12 protein-coding genes are annotated in these 16,857 nt (G+C 52.6%); 4 read left to right on the top strand and 8 right to left on the bottom strand.

Annotated elements, in window-relative coordinates:
• Positions 1-137: 137 nt before the first annotated feature.
• Both G523_RS0104300 and G523_RS0104295 read left to right on the top strand, forming a co-directional pair.
• Entirely contained in the window at positions 138-875 is a 738-nt protein-coding gene (locus G523_RS0104300; protein ID WP_022693799.1) for a vWA domain-containing protein, read from the top strand.
• A 174-nt stretch (positions 876-1,049) separates the two neighbouring features.
• Positions 1,050-1,937 (top strand): YihY/virulence factor BrkB family protein, encoded by an 888-nt coding sequence (locus G523_RS0104295; protein WP_022693798.1) that lies wholly within the window; start codon positions 1,050-1,052, stop codon positions 1,935-1,937.
• Here G523_RS0104295 and G523_RS0104290 read toward each other — a convergent pair.
• Positions 1,891-3,399, bottom strand: a complete 1,509-nt coding sequence (locus G523_RS0104290) for a helicase HerA-like domain-containing protein (protein WP_022693797.1) — start codon at positions 3,397-3,399, stop codon at positions 1,891-1,893. The two genes, G523_RS0104295 and G523_RS0104290, sit on opposite strands and share 47 nt — an antisense overlap.
• A 544-nt stretch (positions 3,400-3,943) precedes the next feature.
• Here G523_RS0104290 and G523_RS17930 point away from each other — a divergent pair.
• Together G523_RS17930 and G523_RS0104275 are read left to right on the top strand one after the other, a co-directional pair.
• Positions 3,944-8,815 (top strand): NAD-glutamate dehydrogenase, encoded by a 4,872-nt coding sequence (locus tag G523_RS17930; RefSeq protein ID WP_022693795.1) that lies wholly within the window; start codon positions 3,944-3,946, stop codon positions 8,813-8,815.
• Between the two features lie 2 nt (positions 8,816-8,817).
• Entirely contained in the window at positions 8,818-9,381 is a 564-nt protein-coding gene (locus G523_RS0104275; RefSeq protein WP_022693794.1) for a GNAT family N-acetyltransferase, read from the top strand.
• An 11-nt stretch (positions 9,382-9,392) separates the two neighbouring features.
• On the opposite strand, the gene G523_RS0104270 is transcribed toward G523_RS0104275, so the two are convergent.
• The 7 genes from G523_RS0104270 to G523_RS0104240 form a co-directional block, all read right to left on the bottom strand.
• Positions 9,393-10,283, bottom strand: coding sequence for a ParB/RepB/Spo0J family partition protein (locus G523_RS0104270; protein WP_027441447.1), 891 nt, complete (start codon positions 10,281-10,283; stop codon positions 9,393-9,395).
• A 1-nt stretch (position 10,284) separates the two neighbouring features.
• On the bottom strand, positions 10,285-11,091 hold the full coding sequence (locus G523_RS0104265; protein WP_022693792.1) for a ParA family protein: 807 nt from the start codon (positions 11,089-11,091) through the stop codon (positions 10,285-10,287).
• Positions 11,084-11,701, bottom strand: a complete 618-nt coding sequence (gene rsmG / locus G523_RS0104260) for a 16S rRNA (guanine(527)-N(7))-methyltransferase RsmG (protein WP_022693791.1) — start codon at positions 11,699-11,701, stop codon at positions 11,084-11,086. Before rsmG ends, G523_RS0104265 begins: the two co-directional genes overlap by 8 nt.
• Positions 11,701-13,605 carry a tRNA uridine-5-carboxymethylaminomethyl(34) synthesis enzyme MnmG gene (gene mnmG, locus G523_RS0104255; protein WP_022693790.1) on the bottom strand — a complete coding sequence of 635 codons (1,905 nt, stop codon included), beginning with the start codon at positions 13,603-13,605 and terminating at the stop codon, positions 11,701-11,703. The genes rsmG and mnmG overlap by 1 nt, the downstream gene beginning before the upstream one ends.
• A 21-nt stretch (positions 13,606-13,626) precedes the next feature.
• Positions 13,627-14,964 (bottom strand): tRNA uridine-5-carboxymethylaminomethyl(34) synthesis GTPase MnmE, encoded by a 1,338-nt coding sequence (gene mnmE, locus G523_RS0104250; protein WP_022693789.1) that lies wholly within the window; start codon positions 14,962-14,964, stop codon positions 13,627-13,629.
• 48 nt (positions 14,965-15,012) lie between these two features.
• Positions 15,013-16,299, bottom strand: coding sequence for a transcription termination factor Rho (gene rho / locus G523_RS0104245; RefSeq protein WP_022693788.1), 1,287 nt, complete (start codon positions 16,297-16,299; stop codon positions 15,013-15,015).
• A 123-nt stretch (positions 16,300-16,422) separates the two neighbouring features.
• The gene (locus tag G523_RS0104240) at positions 16,423-16,851 is read right to left on the bottom strand and encodes a CopD family protein (protein ID WP_022693787.1); all 429 of its coding nucleotides are present in this window, start codon (positions 16,849-16,851) and stop codon (positions 16,423-16,425) included.
• Positions 16,852-16,857: the final 6 nt, after the last annotated feature.

Raw genomic sequence — 16,857 nt, 5'->3', positions numbered from 1 at the left:
GATCACGCCAAAATTTTGCGCGCACAATATCCATCGGCCACAATCACGCAAGTAAATTGCCCCTTTAGCGGCCATTTAGCGCCTTATTTTTCGCTGAACGTGTTCGCCACCGCAGTCTAAGCGGCATGGAGGGCCGAATGAACATCCTGAAATACCTTTTTGGCGCGACTTTAGCCGTCAGTACAGCAGCGCAGGTGCATGCCTCACCCGCTTCAGATGAGAGTGTTCAACTCAACTCCTACATTCTGCTCGACCGGACGGGCTCGATGAACTCCATCTGGGACGAGGCGCTCGGCTCGGTGAATGCCTATGTTGATAGCGTCATTACACCGGATGACGGACCGGATGTCGCTAATGACATCACCTTCTCTGTATTCGATGCACAGGACGGCCTCCAGTTCGAAACGCTCCGGCGTAACGTGACAGGTGAGGACTGGCAGACAATCACATCTGACGAAGTGCAACCGCGCGGCATGACACCCTTGTTTGATGCCATTGGCCGGATGGTCGCCCTCGCCGAAGAGGATAATCCGGACAAAGCCGTGATCGTCATCATGACGGACGGCCACGAGAATGCCAGCCGCGAGTTCAGCCGAGACAATATTCGCGAAGTGCTGGACCGAGTTGAGAAGCGCGGCTGGGCCGTTGTGTTTCTGGGAGCGGAGTTTGCAAGCTTCGGAGACGCCGATGCCGCAGGTGTTGCCCGCACCAACCAGATGGCCGTTTCAAGTGAACGGCTGGGCGCGACCATGGAAAATCTCGCTCAACATAATCGCGCTTACGCGCAAGGGCGCTCAGACGGCGTGGAATTCGATGAAGAAGACCGCGCGCTAGCGCAGGAAGACGACGTCATTCAGCGTCGGGGGACGCAGTGACGGGCTGAAAGTGGTCCGGCCCGAACTGGGACGCGACGTCGGGAAACGGGCGGAGCCTTTAAGGCTTCGCCCGTTTCTGTTTCAGCAAGGATGAAACCCTCTCCACCTGACCAGTTTGCAGATGACAAATGACAAGGTGCACCGCATGTTCAGGCGGGGACACGGAATTTGATTATGCTGGATCGTCTGAAAGAGGTTTATCACGGCTCGTTTGCCGAAGATGTTGTGGTCGCCTTTGGCGAAAATGACATTCCGACGCGCGCGGCAGCTCTCTCTTTCTATTCAATCCTGTCGGTGTTCCCGTTCGTTGCCCTGCTCGTCTGGGTGAGCACATTTGCGGGTAGCACCTATTCTGCAAAAGACATGGTGTTGCAGTTTTCGACCTTCCTGCCGCATGACTTTGTCGAGCTGATTTATGACGAGGTGAATCACCGGCTTGAGCTATCGGGCGCGGAGTCCGCATGGCTTGCGGCGTTTCATTTGTTTCTGGTGATGCTGAGCGCGGGCGCAGCCCTTCGCTCCATGATGTTCAGCTTTCGGGAAATCTCGCGCGCGGATGCCGTGATCGGCGTGTTCGCGATCGCCTGGCGGTCGATTGCGTTTGTTATCCCCGTCCTGTTCTTCGTCTTTATTGCATCATTCCTCGTCGCAGTGATCAGTTATGTCGTGATTACGCTGACAGGGATTATCCAGTCTGGCTGGCTAGTGACGCCTCTGCTCTGGCTGCTTGTAACGGTGGTGCTTATCGGATTTTTGAACGGTGTTTATGCGTCGGGTCTGATCGGGCGTCAAAATTTACCAATTCACGGGTGGCTGGGTGCAAGCATCGCGGCAGCCATGATCTCTGTCGTGACCATAGGCTTGTCGCTATATTTTCAGATCAACCCGGTAAACCGCGAATGGTACGGGTCACCGGGCTTTCTGATCAATGTGCTGTTATGGTTCTATGCCTGCGCGGCGTGTCTGTTACTGGGTGCGCAGATCAATGCTGTTTTACACTGCAGACAAGCTGGACCTACCTGCGTCGACCGCCAAGAATCCCTCGAACCAGATAACGCGTAACTTCGTTCGCAAGAGTTCGAAGCCCTGATTTCAATGCAGCCTCACCCGGAGACTGGCGTGTAGAACGGCGACGTCGCGACGAAGATCGTTCTTTCTCTTTGCGCTCGCGCTCTTTTTCTTTTTCGAGGCGTTCGGCTTCACGTTCAGCAGCCTCGGCTGCCTCTTCTTCACGCTCGAGCAGGATTTCGTAAGCCGACTCGCGGTCGATAGCCTCGTCATACTGGGCGCCGACAGGGCTGGCTGATTTTACAGCCTCACGTTCGGCGTCAGTCGCAGGGCCTAGTCGCGATGATGGTGGACGAATAAGCGTCCGTGCGACCACGCTGGGAACGCCTTTTCGATCCAGCGTGGATACAAGCGCCTCGCCTACGCCCAGATCGGTAATGACCTCTTCGGTGTCGAACTGATCATTTTCGCGGAAGCTTTCAGCGGCAGCTTTCACGGCCTTGCGTTCAGCGGGCGTGTAGGCGCGCAAGGCGTGCTGCACGCGGTTACCCAGCTGGGCGAGAACGCTGTCAGGGATATCCCGCGGATTCTGTGTGACGAAGAAGACGCCAACGCCCTTAGAACGGATCAGCTTCACCACCTGTTCGATCTTACTGAGCAACGCTTTCGGGGCGCTATCGAACAGCAAATGCGCTTCATCGAAGAAGAAAACGAGCTTTGGTTTGTCAGGATCGCCAACTTCCGGAAGCTCTTCAAACAGCTCTGACAGGAGCCAGAGCAGGAAAGTGCAATAAAGACGCGGGCTGTTGATCAGCTTTGTCGAGTCCAGAAGGTTCACATAGCCTTTGCCATTCAGATCGGTACGCAAAAGATCTGACAGTTTCAGCGCCGGCTCGCCGAAAAACTTGTCGGCACCTTCTCGCTCCAGAACCAGAAGACGTCGCTGGATTGCACCAATACTGGCTGGCGAGACATTACCGTACTCGCGGCCAATCTCAGCACGTATTTCGGAGAGGTGGATCAGCAGTTTGCGCAGGTCTTTCAGATCAAGCAGCAGGAGATTGTTATTGTCCGCGTATTCAAACGCGATCGTCAGAACGCCTTCCTGTGTTTCATTGAGTTCCATCAGGCGGGACAGCAGAACAGGCCCCATCTCAGAGATCGTTGTGCGAACCGGATGGCCCTGCTCGCCATACACGTCCCAGAACACAGTCGGCGCGCTGTAATAGTCATAAGGCTCAAGGCCGATCGTGCCCGCTCGCTTACGGAGCGCTTCATGCAGCTTATGTGTCTCGCTGCCTGCTTGGGAGATGCCGGAAAGATCGCCCTTCACATCGGCGCAGAACACAGGAACACCCGCATCGGAGAAGCCTTGTGCCAGAATTTGCAGGGTTACCGTTTTGCCCGTGCCGGTCGCGCCCGCAATCAGTCCGTGGCGATTGGCTCGGTTTAAAAGAAGCGTCTGCGGTTCGTCCTGCGTTTCACCACCACCACCAATGAAGATTGAATCGCTCATACCTGCCCTCCTCCGGATTGCGAAGTGTTAGCCTGAGCTGCGTGGATTGCAAATCGGCTTATACGTCACACACCTTTGATTGCCTTAATATAAACAAGTTTAGACGCTGACATTTGTCATCACACCGGTTTCGCCAGCATCAAATATTTCAATTTGAGAGAAATTGACTGTAAATACTCGCTTAGAGAGGGAAGCAAACAGCATAATCCAAATAGTCGGCTCAAACTAAAGTTGTTTTCCCCAGTAAAATCACACGCTTACTCAGATTGATCGTGAGAGCCTGCTAAATTCACTTGGCAAACCTTAATTTGAATTCCATATAGGGCTTTGCGTCTGTGACAGACATGTTACAGAATACAGAATGGGCCTCCGCGTGCGTCCCCCACCCAGCCTGCGGATTGAGGTCCAAAGGACCCGTCAGACACGTCCCCGTCTGACGGGTCCGCACCTCACAAAGTCTTCACAAAAATTTCCAAGAAATTAAGCAGACTCTGCCTACATAATGGGTCTGTTTTGAAATTCTTTTTCGTAGAAGCCCGTAATAATGATTGCGCAATCCAAATCGACAAACATTTCCCTTGCTGAGCTGGTGGATCAAGCAAATGGCCTGGACTGGGGAGGCCCGACGCCAACATCAGAACCCTTGATCACTCAATTTCTGACGCAGAGCCATTCTGCTCTGGACGGCGACCTGCTCGCACGCATTTCTCCCGACTTGCTTGCGACCCTTCTGAAAGATTTCTGGCTCTGGGGGGAAACCCGCAAAGACAAAACCAGCCTTGTCCGTACCCGGCTCATAGATCCAACCGATAATCGCGATGACTGTTTCACAGTTCTGGAAGTGATTGGCGAGGATATGCCTTTCCTCGTCGGGTCCATTCTGGGCGCCTGCCGCGATGCCAATTTGCACGCCGATATGGTGATCCACCCTATTCTGGAGCATGGCCGCGATAGCAATGGCAAACGTGTATTGTCGCCGGGTGAAACACGCGATTCCTACATCCAGATCTATATGGAAGAGATCGACGCGGACTCTGCCGATAAGCTTGTCAAAGAAATCCAGAAAACACTCGGCGAAGTGCGAAGCTGCGTTGCTGATTTTGCAACCATGCAAACCCGCATGAGAGACGCCGCAGGCACGGTGGGCATGAACGCCCATATGAACAGCCAGCGCACAAAAGAAGCCGAAGATTTCCTTCGCTGGCTCGCCAATGACCATTTTACCTTCCTTGGAAGCCGCCGTTATACATTCGCACGAAACGAAGACGGAACCCTGGCCGCTGAAGAGCCGGAGATCATTCCGGGCTCCAGCCTCGGCATTCTGCGCGATGAAACGCGCTATATTCTGAAACGTGGCAGCGAACCGACCATTGTCACCAACCAGATCTCAGACTTCCTGAACGAAGCCGATCCCCTGATCATCGCAAAAGCAACGCTCAAGTCACGCGTCCACCGCCGTGTTCGCGCCGACTATATCGGCGTAAAACAGTATGACGATAAAGGTCAGGTTGTTGGCGAAATCCGTTTTGTCGGCCTCTTCACCGCGGATGCCTACAACTCCATGACCAAGGACGTACCGCTGATCCGTGAAAAGGTCCGCCGCGTCCTGATCGCTGCCGGCAAGCGACCAAACAGCCATGATTCAAATGCGCTGCGTCACATCCTCGAGACTTATCCTCGCGACGAGCTTTTTCAGATTTCTGATGAAGAGCTGCTGGAACATGCCAATTCCATTCTGCAACTGCAGAACCGTATGGAAACACGCATCTTCATTCGGAAAGACCGCTTTGACCGCTATATGTCAGCGCTCGTTTATATTCCGAAAGAAGCCTTTCATTCAGAACTGCGCCGCAAGATCGGCCGCGCAATCGAGCGCGCATTCGACGCAAAGCAAACGGCTTTCTATCCGCAATATGGTGAGGCCCCCCTCGCGCGCATTCACTTCCTGATGGATCTCAATCAGGGTCATAAAGAGCCTGATCTCGACAAGCTTCACGCTGAAATCACACGGCTTGCGCAAAGCTGGAATGACGAATTGCGCACGCTTGCGCGATCCCAGCGCCACCGCATTCCGAAAAAGCTCGACTTCCAATCCATCGCGGGTGCCTTTCCTGCCGGCTATAAAGAAGCTTTCACGCCTTCAGAGGCGATGGATGACCTAGAATACATTGCCTCGCTAAACGAAGATTATGTTGTCACCAGCCGCGTATCCCGCGATCTCGATGACGCAGAGAATGTTCTGCGGACCAAGATTTATACACGCACCAATCCGGTTCAGCTCTCAGCCTGCGTGCCGGTCTTCGAAAATATGGGCCTCTATGTGATCACGGAGATCGGCTATCCGGTCGAGCTGGGCTCCGAAGATGATGACGTCTTCTGGGTTCATGATTTCAAAATGCGCGCGGCTGATGGCTGCCCTATCGCCCTTGATGATGTGAAAGATCACTTCGAGGCTGCGTTTGAAGCGGTCTGGACCAGCCAGACAGAAAATGACGGCTTCAACCGGCTGGTTCTGGCAATCGGGGCGAGCTGGCGTGTAGCCGCTCTTTTCCGCACCCTCTGCCGCTATCGCAAACAAACCGGCATGGATCTGGCGCAATCCACACAGATCAATGCGCTGGCCAATAACCCGAAAATCGCATCGCTTCTGCTAGAAGCTTTTAAAGTGAAGTTTTCTCCGTCTCTGGAGCTTTCCATGGACGAACGAGGCGAAAAACTCTCTGAAATCATTCAACAAATTGGTACTGAACTTGAAGACGTTCAGAGCCTTGATGAAGATCGCGTCCTGCAGCGCCTGACAGAACTCGTCAGCGCAGTGAAACGTACATCCTTCTATCAGCTTGATGAGAACAATCAGCCGCACAGCTATATCGCGATCAAAATTGCGAGCCGCGAACTGGAGCACATCCCGGAGCCAAAGCCGTTCCGAGAGATTTTCATGTGCGCGCCACATGTTGAAGGCGTCCATTTGCGCTTTGGCGCGGTCGCGCGCGGCGGACTTCGCTGGTCGGATAGACGCGATGACTTCAGAACTGAAGTATTAGGTCTGGTGAAGGCTCAGCAGGTCAAAAACTCGGTTATTGTACCTGTTGGTTCAAAAGGTGGTTTCTACCCGAAACAGCTCCCGAAAGACGGTGGCCGGGAAGCCTTCATGAATGAGGGAATTCGCTCTTATAAGACGTTTATCCGCTCGCTTCTCTCGCTCACAGACAATCTAGTAGATGGCGATGTGCAGCAACCGAAGAACACCGTGATCTGGGATGAACCTGATCCATATCTGGTTGTGGCGGCCGACAAAGGCACGGCAACATTCTCTGATATTGCGAATGAAATAAGTGAGTCATACGACTTCTGGCTGGGCGATGCCTTTGCATCGGGTGGCTCTGCTGGGTATGACCACAAGAAAATGGGCATCACTGCACGCGGCGCCTGGGTTGCTGTACAGCGCCACTTCCGTGAACTTGATATGGATATTCAGTCCGAGGAATTTTCAGTCATCGGTGTTGGCGATATGTCGGGAGACGTGTTCGGCAATGGCATGCTGCTGTCGAAGACTATCCAGCTTAAAGCCGCATTTAATCACATGCATATCTTCCTGGACCCGAACCCGGAAGACACGGAACGCAACTGGGAAGAACGCAAACGTATCTTCGAACTGCCGCGGTCCAGCTGGGAGGATTATGACGCCTCCATCATTTCCGAAGGCGGTGGTGTTTTCTCACGGTCTGCCAAACGTATCGAGCTGACACCGCAGATCAAAGAGTTCATCGGGTCTGACAAAGACATCATGACACCGAATGAACTGATCACCGCTATTCTGAAGGCTGAGGCTGATCTCCTCTGGTTCGGCGGTATCGGAACTTACGTCAAAAGCCAGTCGGAGACGGATTTACAGGTTGGCGACCGCGCCAATGATGCCATTCGCGTCAGCGCTGACGAACTTAACGTCCGCGTTGTCGGTGAAGGCGCTAACCTTGGCGTGACACAGGCTGGCCGCATCGAATTTGCCCGCAATGGTGGACGTATCAACACCGACGCGGTTGATAACTCGGCCGGCGTCGATAGCTCCGACCACGAAGTGAACATCAAAATCCTTCTGCGAAACGCCATCGATTCCGGCGCACTTAAATCTGAGGACCGCAACGATCTTCTTGCATCAATGACGGACGAGGTGGCTCAAAAGGTTCTGGTGCATAACTATGATCAGACAGGTGCACTAAGTGTAGCGCTGGCTTCGGCAGCAGACGATCTTGATTCCCATGAACGCATGATGGAGCGACTTGAGTCCGCCGGCCTCTTGAACCGCTCTGTTGAAGGCCTTCCAAAGCCAGAAGATGTCCGCGCACTCCATGAAACACATCAGGGTCTCACACGTCCTGAACTCTCGGTTCTTCTGGCTTACGCCAAAATCACGCTCTTCGACGAACTCGTGGCAAGTAATGTTCCTGATGATCCATATCTGACCGAGCAATTCCGTAATTACTTTCCGGATCCGCTTCGAGAGTTTGATGATGCGATGCAGGATCACAGGCTGAAGCGCGAAATTATCGCGACCCAGCTCGCCAATGACGTCATCAATCTTGGCGGTATTACATTCGTCCATCGGGTGAAAGAACGCGCGGGCGTGGAAACCGAAGAGATTGTTCGCGCCTTTACAGCCGCTCTGGCAATCTTTTCATTGAAACCGCTGCTTAAGCGCATCGACCAGCTTGATAATCTGGTGCCGACCGATGTTCAGATCCGTCTGCGCGTTGATCTGATCAACGCAATGCGACGCCTTGTATTCTGGCTTGCACGAACCCGATCACTGGATGGCAAAATCGAAACGCTCGTAAACACGTATAAAGACGGCGTCACAGAGCTCATTACCGCGGGCAAAGACACACTTTCGCCTTACGAATGTGATCTTCTCAACAGCAGAGATGCTGAGTATCGCGATCTCGGCGCGCCAAGTGAGGTCGCAGACAAGGTAGCCACGGTGCTATCGATGACGACGGCCACAGACATCGTTGACCTGGCGCACCGAACTAAACGTGATGTGAAGCAAATGGCTACGCTGTTCAACGCGATCGGCACAGCCTTCGGTTACGATAGATTAAGGCATACCGCTTTAAATCTTGATCTGGATCAACACTGGGATCGACTGGCGGTTCGCGGCCTTGTTGAATCTCTTTTGAGCCAGCAAATAGTACTCGCTGAGCGTATTTCAGCAAATTCAGAGCTTTCGGATTGGAGCAGTTTTGACTCCGCGAAAAACAGAGTTGATGAATTTGTTTCTATGCATACAGATATTCATGATAGACTTCAGATTAACCTTGCTGAACTCGATCAGTCTGGTGCATGGACATTCGCGAAACTTGTTCTCTATCAGAACGCAATGCGTAGCTTTATAGAAGAAACAGAAGTGAAGGCTTAGTAGTGGTTCAGGCGCTTAACATAAATCTTCGGTTTCGGGATGGCACGGTTGATGATGCGGAACGCATTGCCGACTTGGGCCGCCAGACTTTTGCCGAACATTTTGGAAGCCAGTTCAAGCGCTCTGATCTCGATCTTTACATGGATCGCTATTTCTCGGTCGAAAAGGTCCGCAGGGATCTTCAGGTTCCTGATTTCGATTATCGTATCGCCGCAGCGGGAAACACACTCGTCGGTTATGCTAAAATCGGTCCGGCCACCCTGCCACTAGCGGAACCTGACCCTACCCGCCTCCAACTGCACCGCCTTTATGTTCGCGGTGCACGCCAGGGTGTGGGTGTGGGCGGCATTCTTCTCAGCTGGGCAATCGAGCGCGCTAAAGAACGCGGCGCCGATGAAATCTGCCTCGGCGTGTCGTCAAATAATAAGCGTGCAATCAAAGTTTATGAGAGCCGCGGCTTCCGCGCGTGCGGCACTCATGAAATTGATGTCGGCGCGGCCCGTGACGAAGAGGTTATGATGACGCTCCCTCTACAGGCCGAAGCTAAATCCAAGCTAAGCGCTTGATTTTCAGAAAATTAATTTCGGCTGAGGCGGCGGCAGATATCGTCGAGCTGTTCCAGATCGCGATATTTGATCTTGATCTCACCGCCATTCGCTTTGGCTTTGATATCGACGACTAATCCAAGAGCACGTGACAGATCAGCTTCCAACGCTTCGGTATCGACATCTTTTTCTTCGATGGCTTTTGCGCCGCCCTTACCGTTCAGATCGCCGGCGGCCATCTTGCGAACAAGCGCTTCAGTCTCACGGACAGACAATTTTCTGGCCATAACCTGTTCGACAACAGCATCAGGGTCATCGGATGCAAGCGCCGCACGTGCGTGACCTGCAGTAATATCCCCTGCCCGCAAGTGATCGCGCACAGATTCTGGCAGATTCAGAAGACGAAGCATATTCGCGACATGCGCCCGGCTCTTACCGACTGATTCTGCTACAGTTTCTTGAGTTTTACCGAAACGCGACATCAAAGCCTGATAACCTTCAGCTTCTTCCATCGCGTTGAGGTCTTCACGCTGAACGTTCTCGATCAGACCAATCTCCAGTAGTTGGAGATCGTTCGTTTTCAGAATGCGCGCCGGAATCTCTTCAAGTTCAGCCGCTTTGGACGCACGAAAACGACGCTCGCCCGCGATGATCTGGAATTTGTAATCGGCGTGATCGACTTCGCGTACAAGAATAGGCGTGAGAACGCCATGCGCTTTCACAGATGCCGTCAGTTCTGCAAGCTTTCTTTCGTCGAATTTCTTACGTGGCTGCTGCGGGTTCGCGCGAACCTGTGCCATGCGCAACATTTGAATTTCTTTGACAGAATCGGACGCGCCTTCAGGTGCTTCAAAGGTGTCGTATTCACCAATAAGAGCCGATAACCCCTTGCCAAGTCGACTATTTTTGCGCTCTTCGCTCATTTCAGGCTGCCACCAATGCTCGTTCACGGTGAAGTAATTCAGACGCAAGACGGATATATGCCTCACTGCCGGAACACTTATAATCATAAAGAAGTGCCGGCTTACCATAGCCTGGCGCTTCCGAGAGTTTCACGTTACGCGGAATAACTGTGTCGTAGATATAGACCTTACCGCCGAGCTTTTCACGTGCTTCCTGTTCGACTTCGCCAGAAAGTTTGTTTCGCTTATCGAACATGGTCAGGATGATGCCCTGAATGTCGAGATCTGGATTAAGGCCACTCTTCACGATCTGAACGGTGCGCAGCAATTGCGACAGGCCTTCCATCGCATAAAATTCGCACTGCAGTGGCACGAGCAGGGAGTCGCTTGCTGTCATTGCATTGATCGTCAGTGATGAGAGGGATGGCGGGCAATCAATCAGAATAATGTCATAGCCGTCAGCCCCTGCCCGTTCACGATAGCTACGAAGCGCATCACGCAAACGGAAAGATCGTTTCGGGTCGTGTGCAAGCGCTGTTTCAACACCGGCGAGATTTTCGTCGCCTGGTACCAGTTCAAGGCCGGGAACCAGCGTTTTTACAGCGGCGTCTTCCAGAGGAACCTTGTCGACAACTACGTCATACGACGTGATTTTACGGTCACGCACACCGACACCAAGACCGGTAGACGCATTGCCCTGCGCATCAAAATCGACAATCAGGACCTTGCGGCCAACTGCTGCCAGAGCAGTACCAAGGTTGATCGAAGTCGTCGTCTTACCAACTCCACCCTTCTGGTTAACAACAGCCAAGATGCGGGATTTAGACACGGCGTACCTCCGATACAGAAAAAATAACGCCGTCGGAATCGCTCACGCTCGGCGTAACGTCAGATTTAAAAGTCCAATAAGACTGGGCTTCGGTCAATTCGGTTTTCCAGTTTTTCCCCTTGAGAAACACCCCTACTGCCGAGTTTTTAAGCCATTTCTCGGAATATTGGATCAATCCGGTCAGATCGGTCACAGCGCGTGCGGTCACGAAATTGACTGTTTCACGTGAAACATCTTCAACGCGAGAATTCTCAATGGTCGCGGGCAAATCTAGTTCACGAACAACGGTTCTGAGAAAGGCGCATCGTTTCGATAAAGACTCCACCAGGACGATTTCATGCACTTCTGGGTCTGCGCAGCAGGCCATTACAATTCCAGGCAATCCCGCGCCGGTTCCGATGTCGAGGATGACCCGTCCTTCACGAACCAACGGCCAGACCTGAATACAATCGACGAAGTGCCGATCCCATAACTCGCTGCGCTCTCTCGGTCCAATCAGATTGTGTGTCTTGCTCCAGAGCAGAAGCAGGTCGTGGTATCGGCAGAGCTTTTCGAATGTTTCACGTGAAACATCGAAGCCGATACGATCCAAAAACTTTTCGTAAGTCATCAGCTACCCGACGCCTGCTGAGCGACGTCAGCCGCTTTGTCACGCTTTCGCATATGACTGAGAATGGCGAGAATGGCGCTTGGCGTCATGCCTTCAATGCGTTGAGCCTGGGCGATCGTTTCCGGTCGGATATGGTTAAGCTTCTCACGGATCTCATTCGACAGAGAACCAACCTCCTCATATACGATATTAGTTGGAATGCTTCGTTTCTCATCCTTGCGCAGAGACGCAATATCCGACGCCTGCCGTTCCAAATAACTCGCATAGCGAGCTTCAATCTCAGCCTGCTCGAGTATCTTGGGTTCAATAGAGTTGAGCTCCGGCCATTTCGCTGAGAGCATATCCAGCGTCACGCCTTGGTAGGTCAGAAGCTCGAATGCCGTGCGCCGGCGTCCATCCAGCTTGATCTCAATGCCAATAGCTTGAGCCTCGTTCGGTGTGAGCGCGAGAGATGACAGCATATCCTGCGCTTTATCAAGTTTCGCGCGTTTTGCGCTGAAGGCATCCCAGCGCTTATCCTTCACGCAGCCGATCTCACGGCCTCGTTTAGTCAATCGTTGATCCGCATTGTCGGCACGAAGATGCAGACGGTATTCCGCGCGCGATGTGAACATACGATAGGGCTCGGTAACGCCGCGTGTTGTAAGATCATCGATCATAACACCAATATACGCCTCAGCTCTATCGAATACGATTGGCTCTGCGCCCTGATCGGCCGATTGACGTGCGGCGTTGAGCCCAGCGATTAGTCCCTGAGCTGCTGCTTCTTCATAGCCGGTGGTGCCATTAATCTGACCTGCCAGATAAAGACCTGGAAGCGCTTTCACCTCGAGAGTTCGTGTGAGTGCGCGCGGGTCGACATAATCATATTCAATGGCATAACCAGGCTGGATGATCCGAACATTCTCAAGGCCGGGAATAGTGCGAATAAACGCATCCTGAACATCAGCCGGCAAAGAAGAAGAAATGCCGTTCGGATACACTGTGTCATCGTCGAGACCTTCAGGTTCAAGGAAAACCTGATGGCGGTCACGGTCTGCAAACTTATGGACCTTGTCTTCAATGCTCGGGCAATATCGCGGTCCCCGCCCCTCAATCGCGCCGGAATACACCGCCGACTTAGAGAGGTTTTCCTGAATGACTTTATGGGTCTCGCCATTGGTCCAAGTGATACCACACGCGATCTGAGGCACCTCGACCTTCTCGGTCAGGAAAGAAAATGCGACCGGATCTTCGTCGGCGTTCTGCATTTCTAGCTTATCCCAATCAATGGTTTTCCCATCGAGACGCGCTGGCGTTCCTGTTTTCAGGCGACCAAGCGGCAGCTCCAGCGCCAAAAGACGCCTAGAGAGCTCTATGCTCGGAGCTTCACCGACTCGCCCCGCCGGAATGCGTTCATCACCGCGATGGATCAAACCACGCAGGAATGTACCTGTTGTCAGAACGACGGCTTTGGAATGAACTTTCTGGCCCGACGCGCAGATCACGCCAGCTACGTGTCCATCTTCTACGATCAGGTCATCCACGCCATCTTCTATCACTGTGAGGTTCTCGGTGCTTTCGATCTCGCGCTGCATGGCTTCACGATAAAGCTTCCGATCGGCTTGTGATCGCGGCCCCTGCACAGCTGGCCCCTTAGAGCGATTTAGGAGACGATATTGAATGCCTGCCTGATCAGCTACACGCGCCATGATACCATCAAGCGCATCAACCTCGCGAACGAGGTGCCCCTTACCCAACCCGCCAATCGCCGGATTACAGGACATCTCTCCGATCTTATCGGCCTTATAGGTTACCAATGCCGTGCGCGCACCCATTCGTGCAGACGCCGCTGCAGCTTCCGTTCCGGCATGCCCGCCACCAACAATAATGACATCAAACTCGGTCACGAGCCTGTCTCCCATTAATATGTTTCACGTGAAACACTATTTCCCGACGCAAAATCCGGAGAACACTTCGCCAAGAATGTCTTCAACATCTACATGGCCCAGGATCTGATCGAGTGAAGTTCTCGCGATTGATAACTCAAAAGCGGCGAGATCAACATCCCCAATTTCCATAAGAAGTGTTTTTGCTCGCTGCAGAGCGTCAAGGCTTTCGTTGAGGCTCTCAATATGCCTCAACCGAACAACCGTCGGGGCTTCGTCGGAGCTTGTGAGCCCGACAACTTTCTGGAGAAGTGTGGACTCCAAAGTGTCCATCCCCTGCCCCGTCGCTACCGCCAATGACAGATCAACTTCATTTGGGAAAAGATCACCGTCAGCGCGGTCGGCCTGACTTATTACCCAGATATCATTTGGTCCGAGCTCAGTCGGGCGATCTCCGATGTCATCATCAGCGCGCGTCAGAAATATCCGGATGTCGGCGTCTTCAGCCCATCGGCGTGCCCGTTTCACACCCTCCGCTTCGATCGGATCTTCAGTTAGACGAAGGCCCGCGGTATCGGCGACTGTTACGGGAACACCGTTGAGAACAATATGCGTCTCTAGAACGTCCCGCGTTGTACCCGGAATATCAGAGACAATTGCCGCATCGCGCTTTGCGAGCGCATTTATCAGTGTAGATTTTCCGGCGTTCGGCTTTCCAAGAATTGCTATACGAAGACCATCGCGAATTCGAGACGCGGACTTAGCATCTGTCAGCGCAGCGTTGAATTCCGAAATCAACTCATCGATCAAGCCAACCACAGGCGCATGAGCCTCTTCACCCACATCGCCTTCATCCGAAAAGTCGATAGATGCCGCCAGATACGCAGACGCCTCGAGAATAATTTTCCGCCAAGTCTCAATACGTTCGGACGCGTCGCCGCCAACAAACCGCGCTGCCTGTTTCATTTGCGCGATGCTATTCGCATCAATCAGATCGGCGATGCCCTCAGCCTGTAAAAGATCGAGCTTACCATTCTCAAACGCACGGCGGGAAAACTCCCCTCGCTCGGCAAGCCGAACCTTTTTCAGTCGCGTCGCTTCTATCAGAATGGCTTCGACAATTGCAGGACTGCCATGACAGTGAATCTCGGCGCAGTCCTCGCCGGTAAAGCTATTGGGTGCTGAAAACCTCAAAACGAGCGCTTCATCGAAACGAACACCATCAGAATCATGAAGCCAGCGCGTCGCAGCTTTGCGCGGCGGCGGTAATCTGAAGTGCGTAAGCTGTTTGAGAATTTTATCGGACTTGGGACCGGATATACGAACGACTGCGATTCCGGAGCGGCCTTGGCCGGATGATAGAGCGATGATGGTGTCAGTTTCCTGATGTGTCATCGCTCTAACCTGATCATTGTTTCACGTGAAACAATCCCTGACGGGCGTTTAGTTATTCATGCTTGAGAAGAACTCGTCATTATCTTTCGTCTGACGAAGTTTATCGAGCAGGAAGTCGATCGCGTCTGCGGTACCCATTGGGTTGAGGATACGGCGCAGAACATAAACCTTGGTGAGGTGTTCTTTCGGCGTAATAAGCTCTTCCTTACGCGTACCGGACTTGAGAATATCGATCGCAGGGAAGACGCGCTTATCGGCAACCTTACGGTCGAGAACAACCTCGGAGTTACCTGTACCTTTGAATTCCTCGAAGATGACCTCGTCCATACGGGAGCCGGTTTCGATCAGAGCTGTCGCGATGATGGTCAGAGATCCACCCTGCTCCAGATTACGTGCGGCACCGAAGAAGCGCTTTGGACGCTGAAGCGCGTTTGCATCAACACCACCTGTCAGGACCTTACCGGAGGAAGGAACAGTCGTGTTGTACGCACGACCAAGACGCGTGATCGAATCGAGCAGAATAACAACGTCGCGGCCATGTTCTGCCAGACGCTTTGCTTTCTCGATCACCATCTCAGCGACCTGAACGTGGCGCTGTGCTGGTTCGTCGAATGTAGAAGACACAACTTCACCCTTCACAGAGCGTTTCATGTCCGTAACTTCTTCCGGACGTTCGTCGATAAGAAGTACAATGAGATAACATTCAGGATGGTTCGCTTCGATGCTCGCCGCGATATTCTGAAGAAGAACTGTTTTACCGGTACGCGGCGGCGCAACGATCAACGCGCGCTGACCTTTACCGATTGGCGCAACAATATCGATCACACGGCCAGAACGATCCTTTCTCGTCGGATCATTAGGCGACATAACCAGACGCTCTTCAGGATAAAGCGGCGTCAGATTGTCAAAGTGGATTTTGTGTTTTGCTTTTTCAAAATCTTCGAAGTTGATCGTAGTCGCTTTAACGAGCGCAAAATAACGTTCGCCATCACGTGGTGATCGGATTTCACCTTCAACCGTATCACCCGTACGTAGACCAAATTTCTTAATCAGTTGCGGGCTGACATAGATATCGTCAGGCCCTGGAAGATAGTTGGATTCCGGCGACCGGAGAAAACCGAAGCCGTCTGAAAGAACTTCCATAACGCCGGCGCCGACAATCTCGGTACCGTTATCGGCATATTCTTTCAGGATAGCAAAAAGGAGCTCCTGCGTACGCAGGGACGACGCATTCTCGATCTCGAGCTTTTCAGCGACTTCGAGAAGTTCTGTCGGATTTTTGAGTTTTAGATCGCGAAGAGCGACCCGTTGCTGTTCAGCAATTTGTTCTGTCATGGACTCACGCCAAAAGTTGCAGCGCAAATGCGCCAGCAATGTCGGGGATATAAGGTGAAGATTATTACACGCCTACGAATGAGGCTTGTGAGTAAAAGACATCAAACCGGCAAAACGTCAAGATCAGAATGGCTGAACGACGACTGCAATGACTGCAAAAATCATCAGAACAAACGGTACTTCATTGATCATTCTAAGTGTTTTCGGCTTAGGCGCTTTTTCGGTGCCGATTTTTTTATTCATACCAATAAACACCCCATGCATGGCAGAAATACCTACGACCGTGAGAAGTTTCAGATGAAACCAGCCGAATGTCAGAATAATCTGGCCCTGCATAAATGCCATTGTGAGGCCAAGCACCCAGACAATAATCATAGACGGGGTCAGAATGATGGCTTTCAGGCGGGAAATCGCCTTCTGCATCGTCAGATCGGTTTCACCGCCCGGCGTCGCTTCCAGACGATAGACCATCAAGCGCGGCAACATTAACAGCCCCGCCATCCAGGCGATCGCAAAAATAATGTGAAACGCTCTGACCCAATCGTACAGCATTGATCT

This window comes from Ponticaulis koreensis DSM 19734 (genome assembly GCF_000420665.1).
In the GTDB taxonomy this organism is placed as follows: domain Bacteria; phylum Pseudomonadota; class Alphaproteobacteria; order Caulobacterales; family Hyphomonadaceae; genus Ponticaulis; species Ponticaulis koreensis.
Note: the sequence above shows the minus strand (reverse complement) of the source record. Positions and strands in the feature narration are given on the sequence as shown.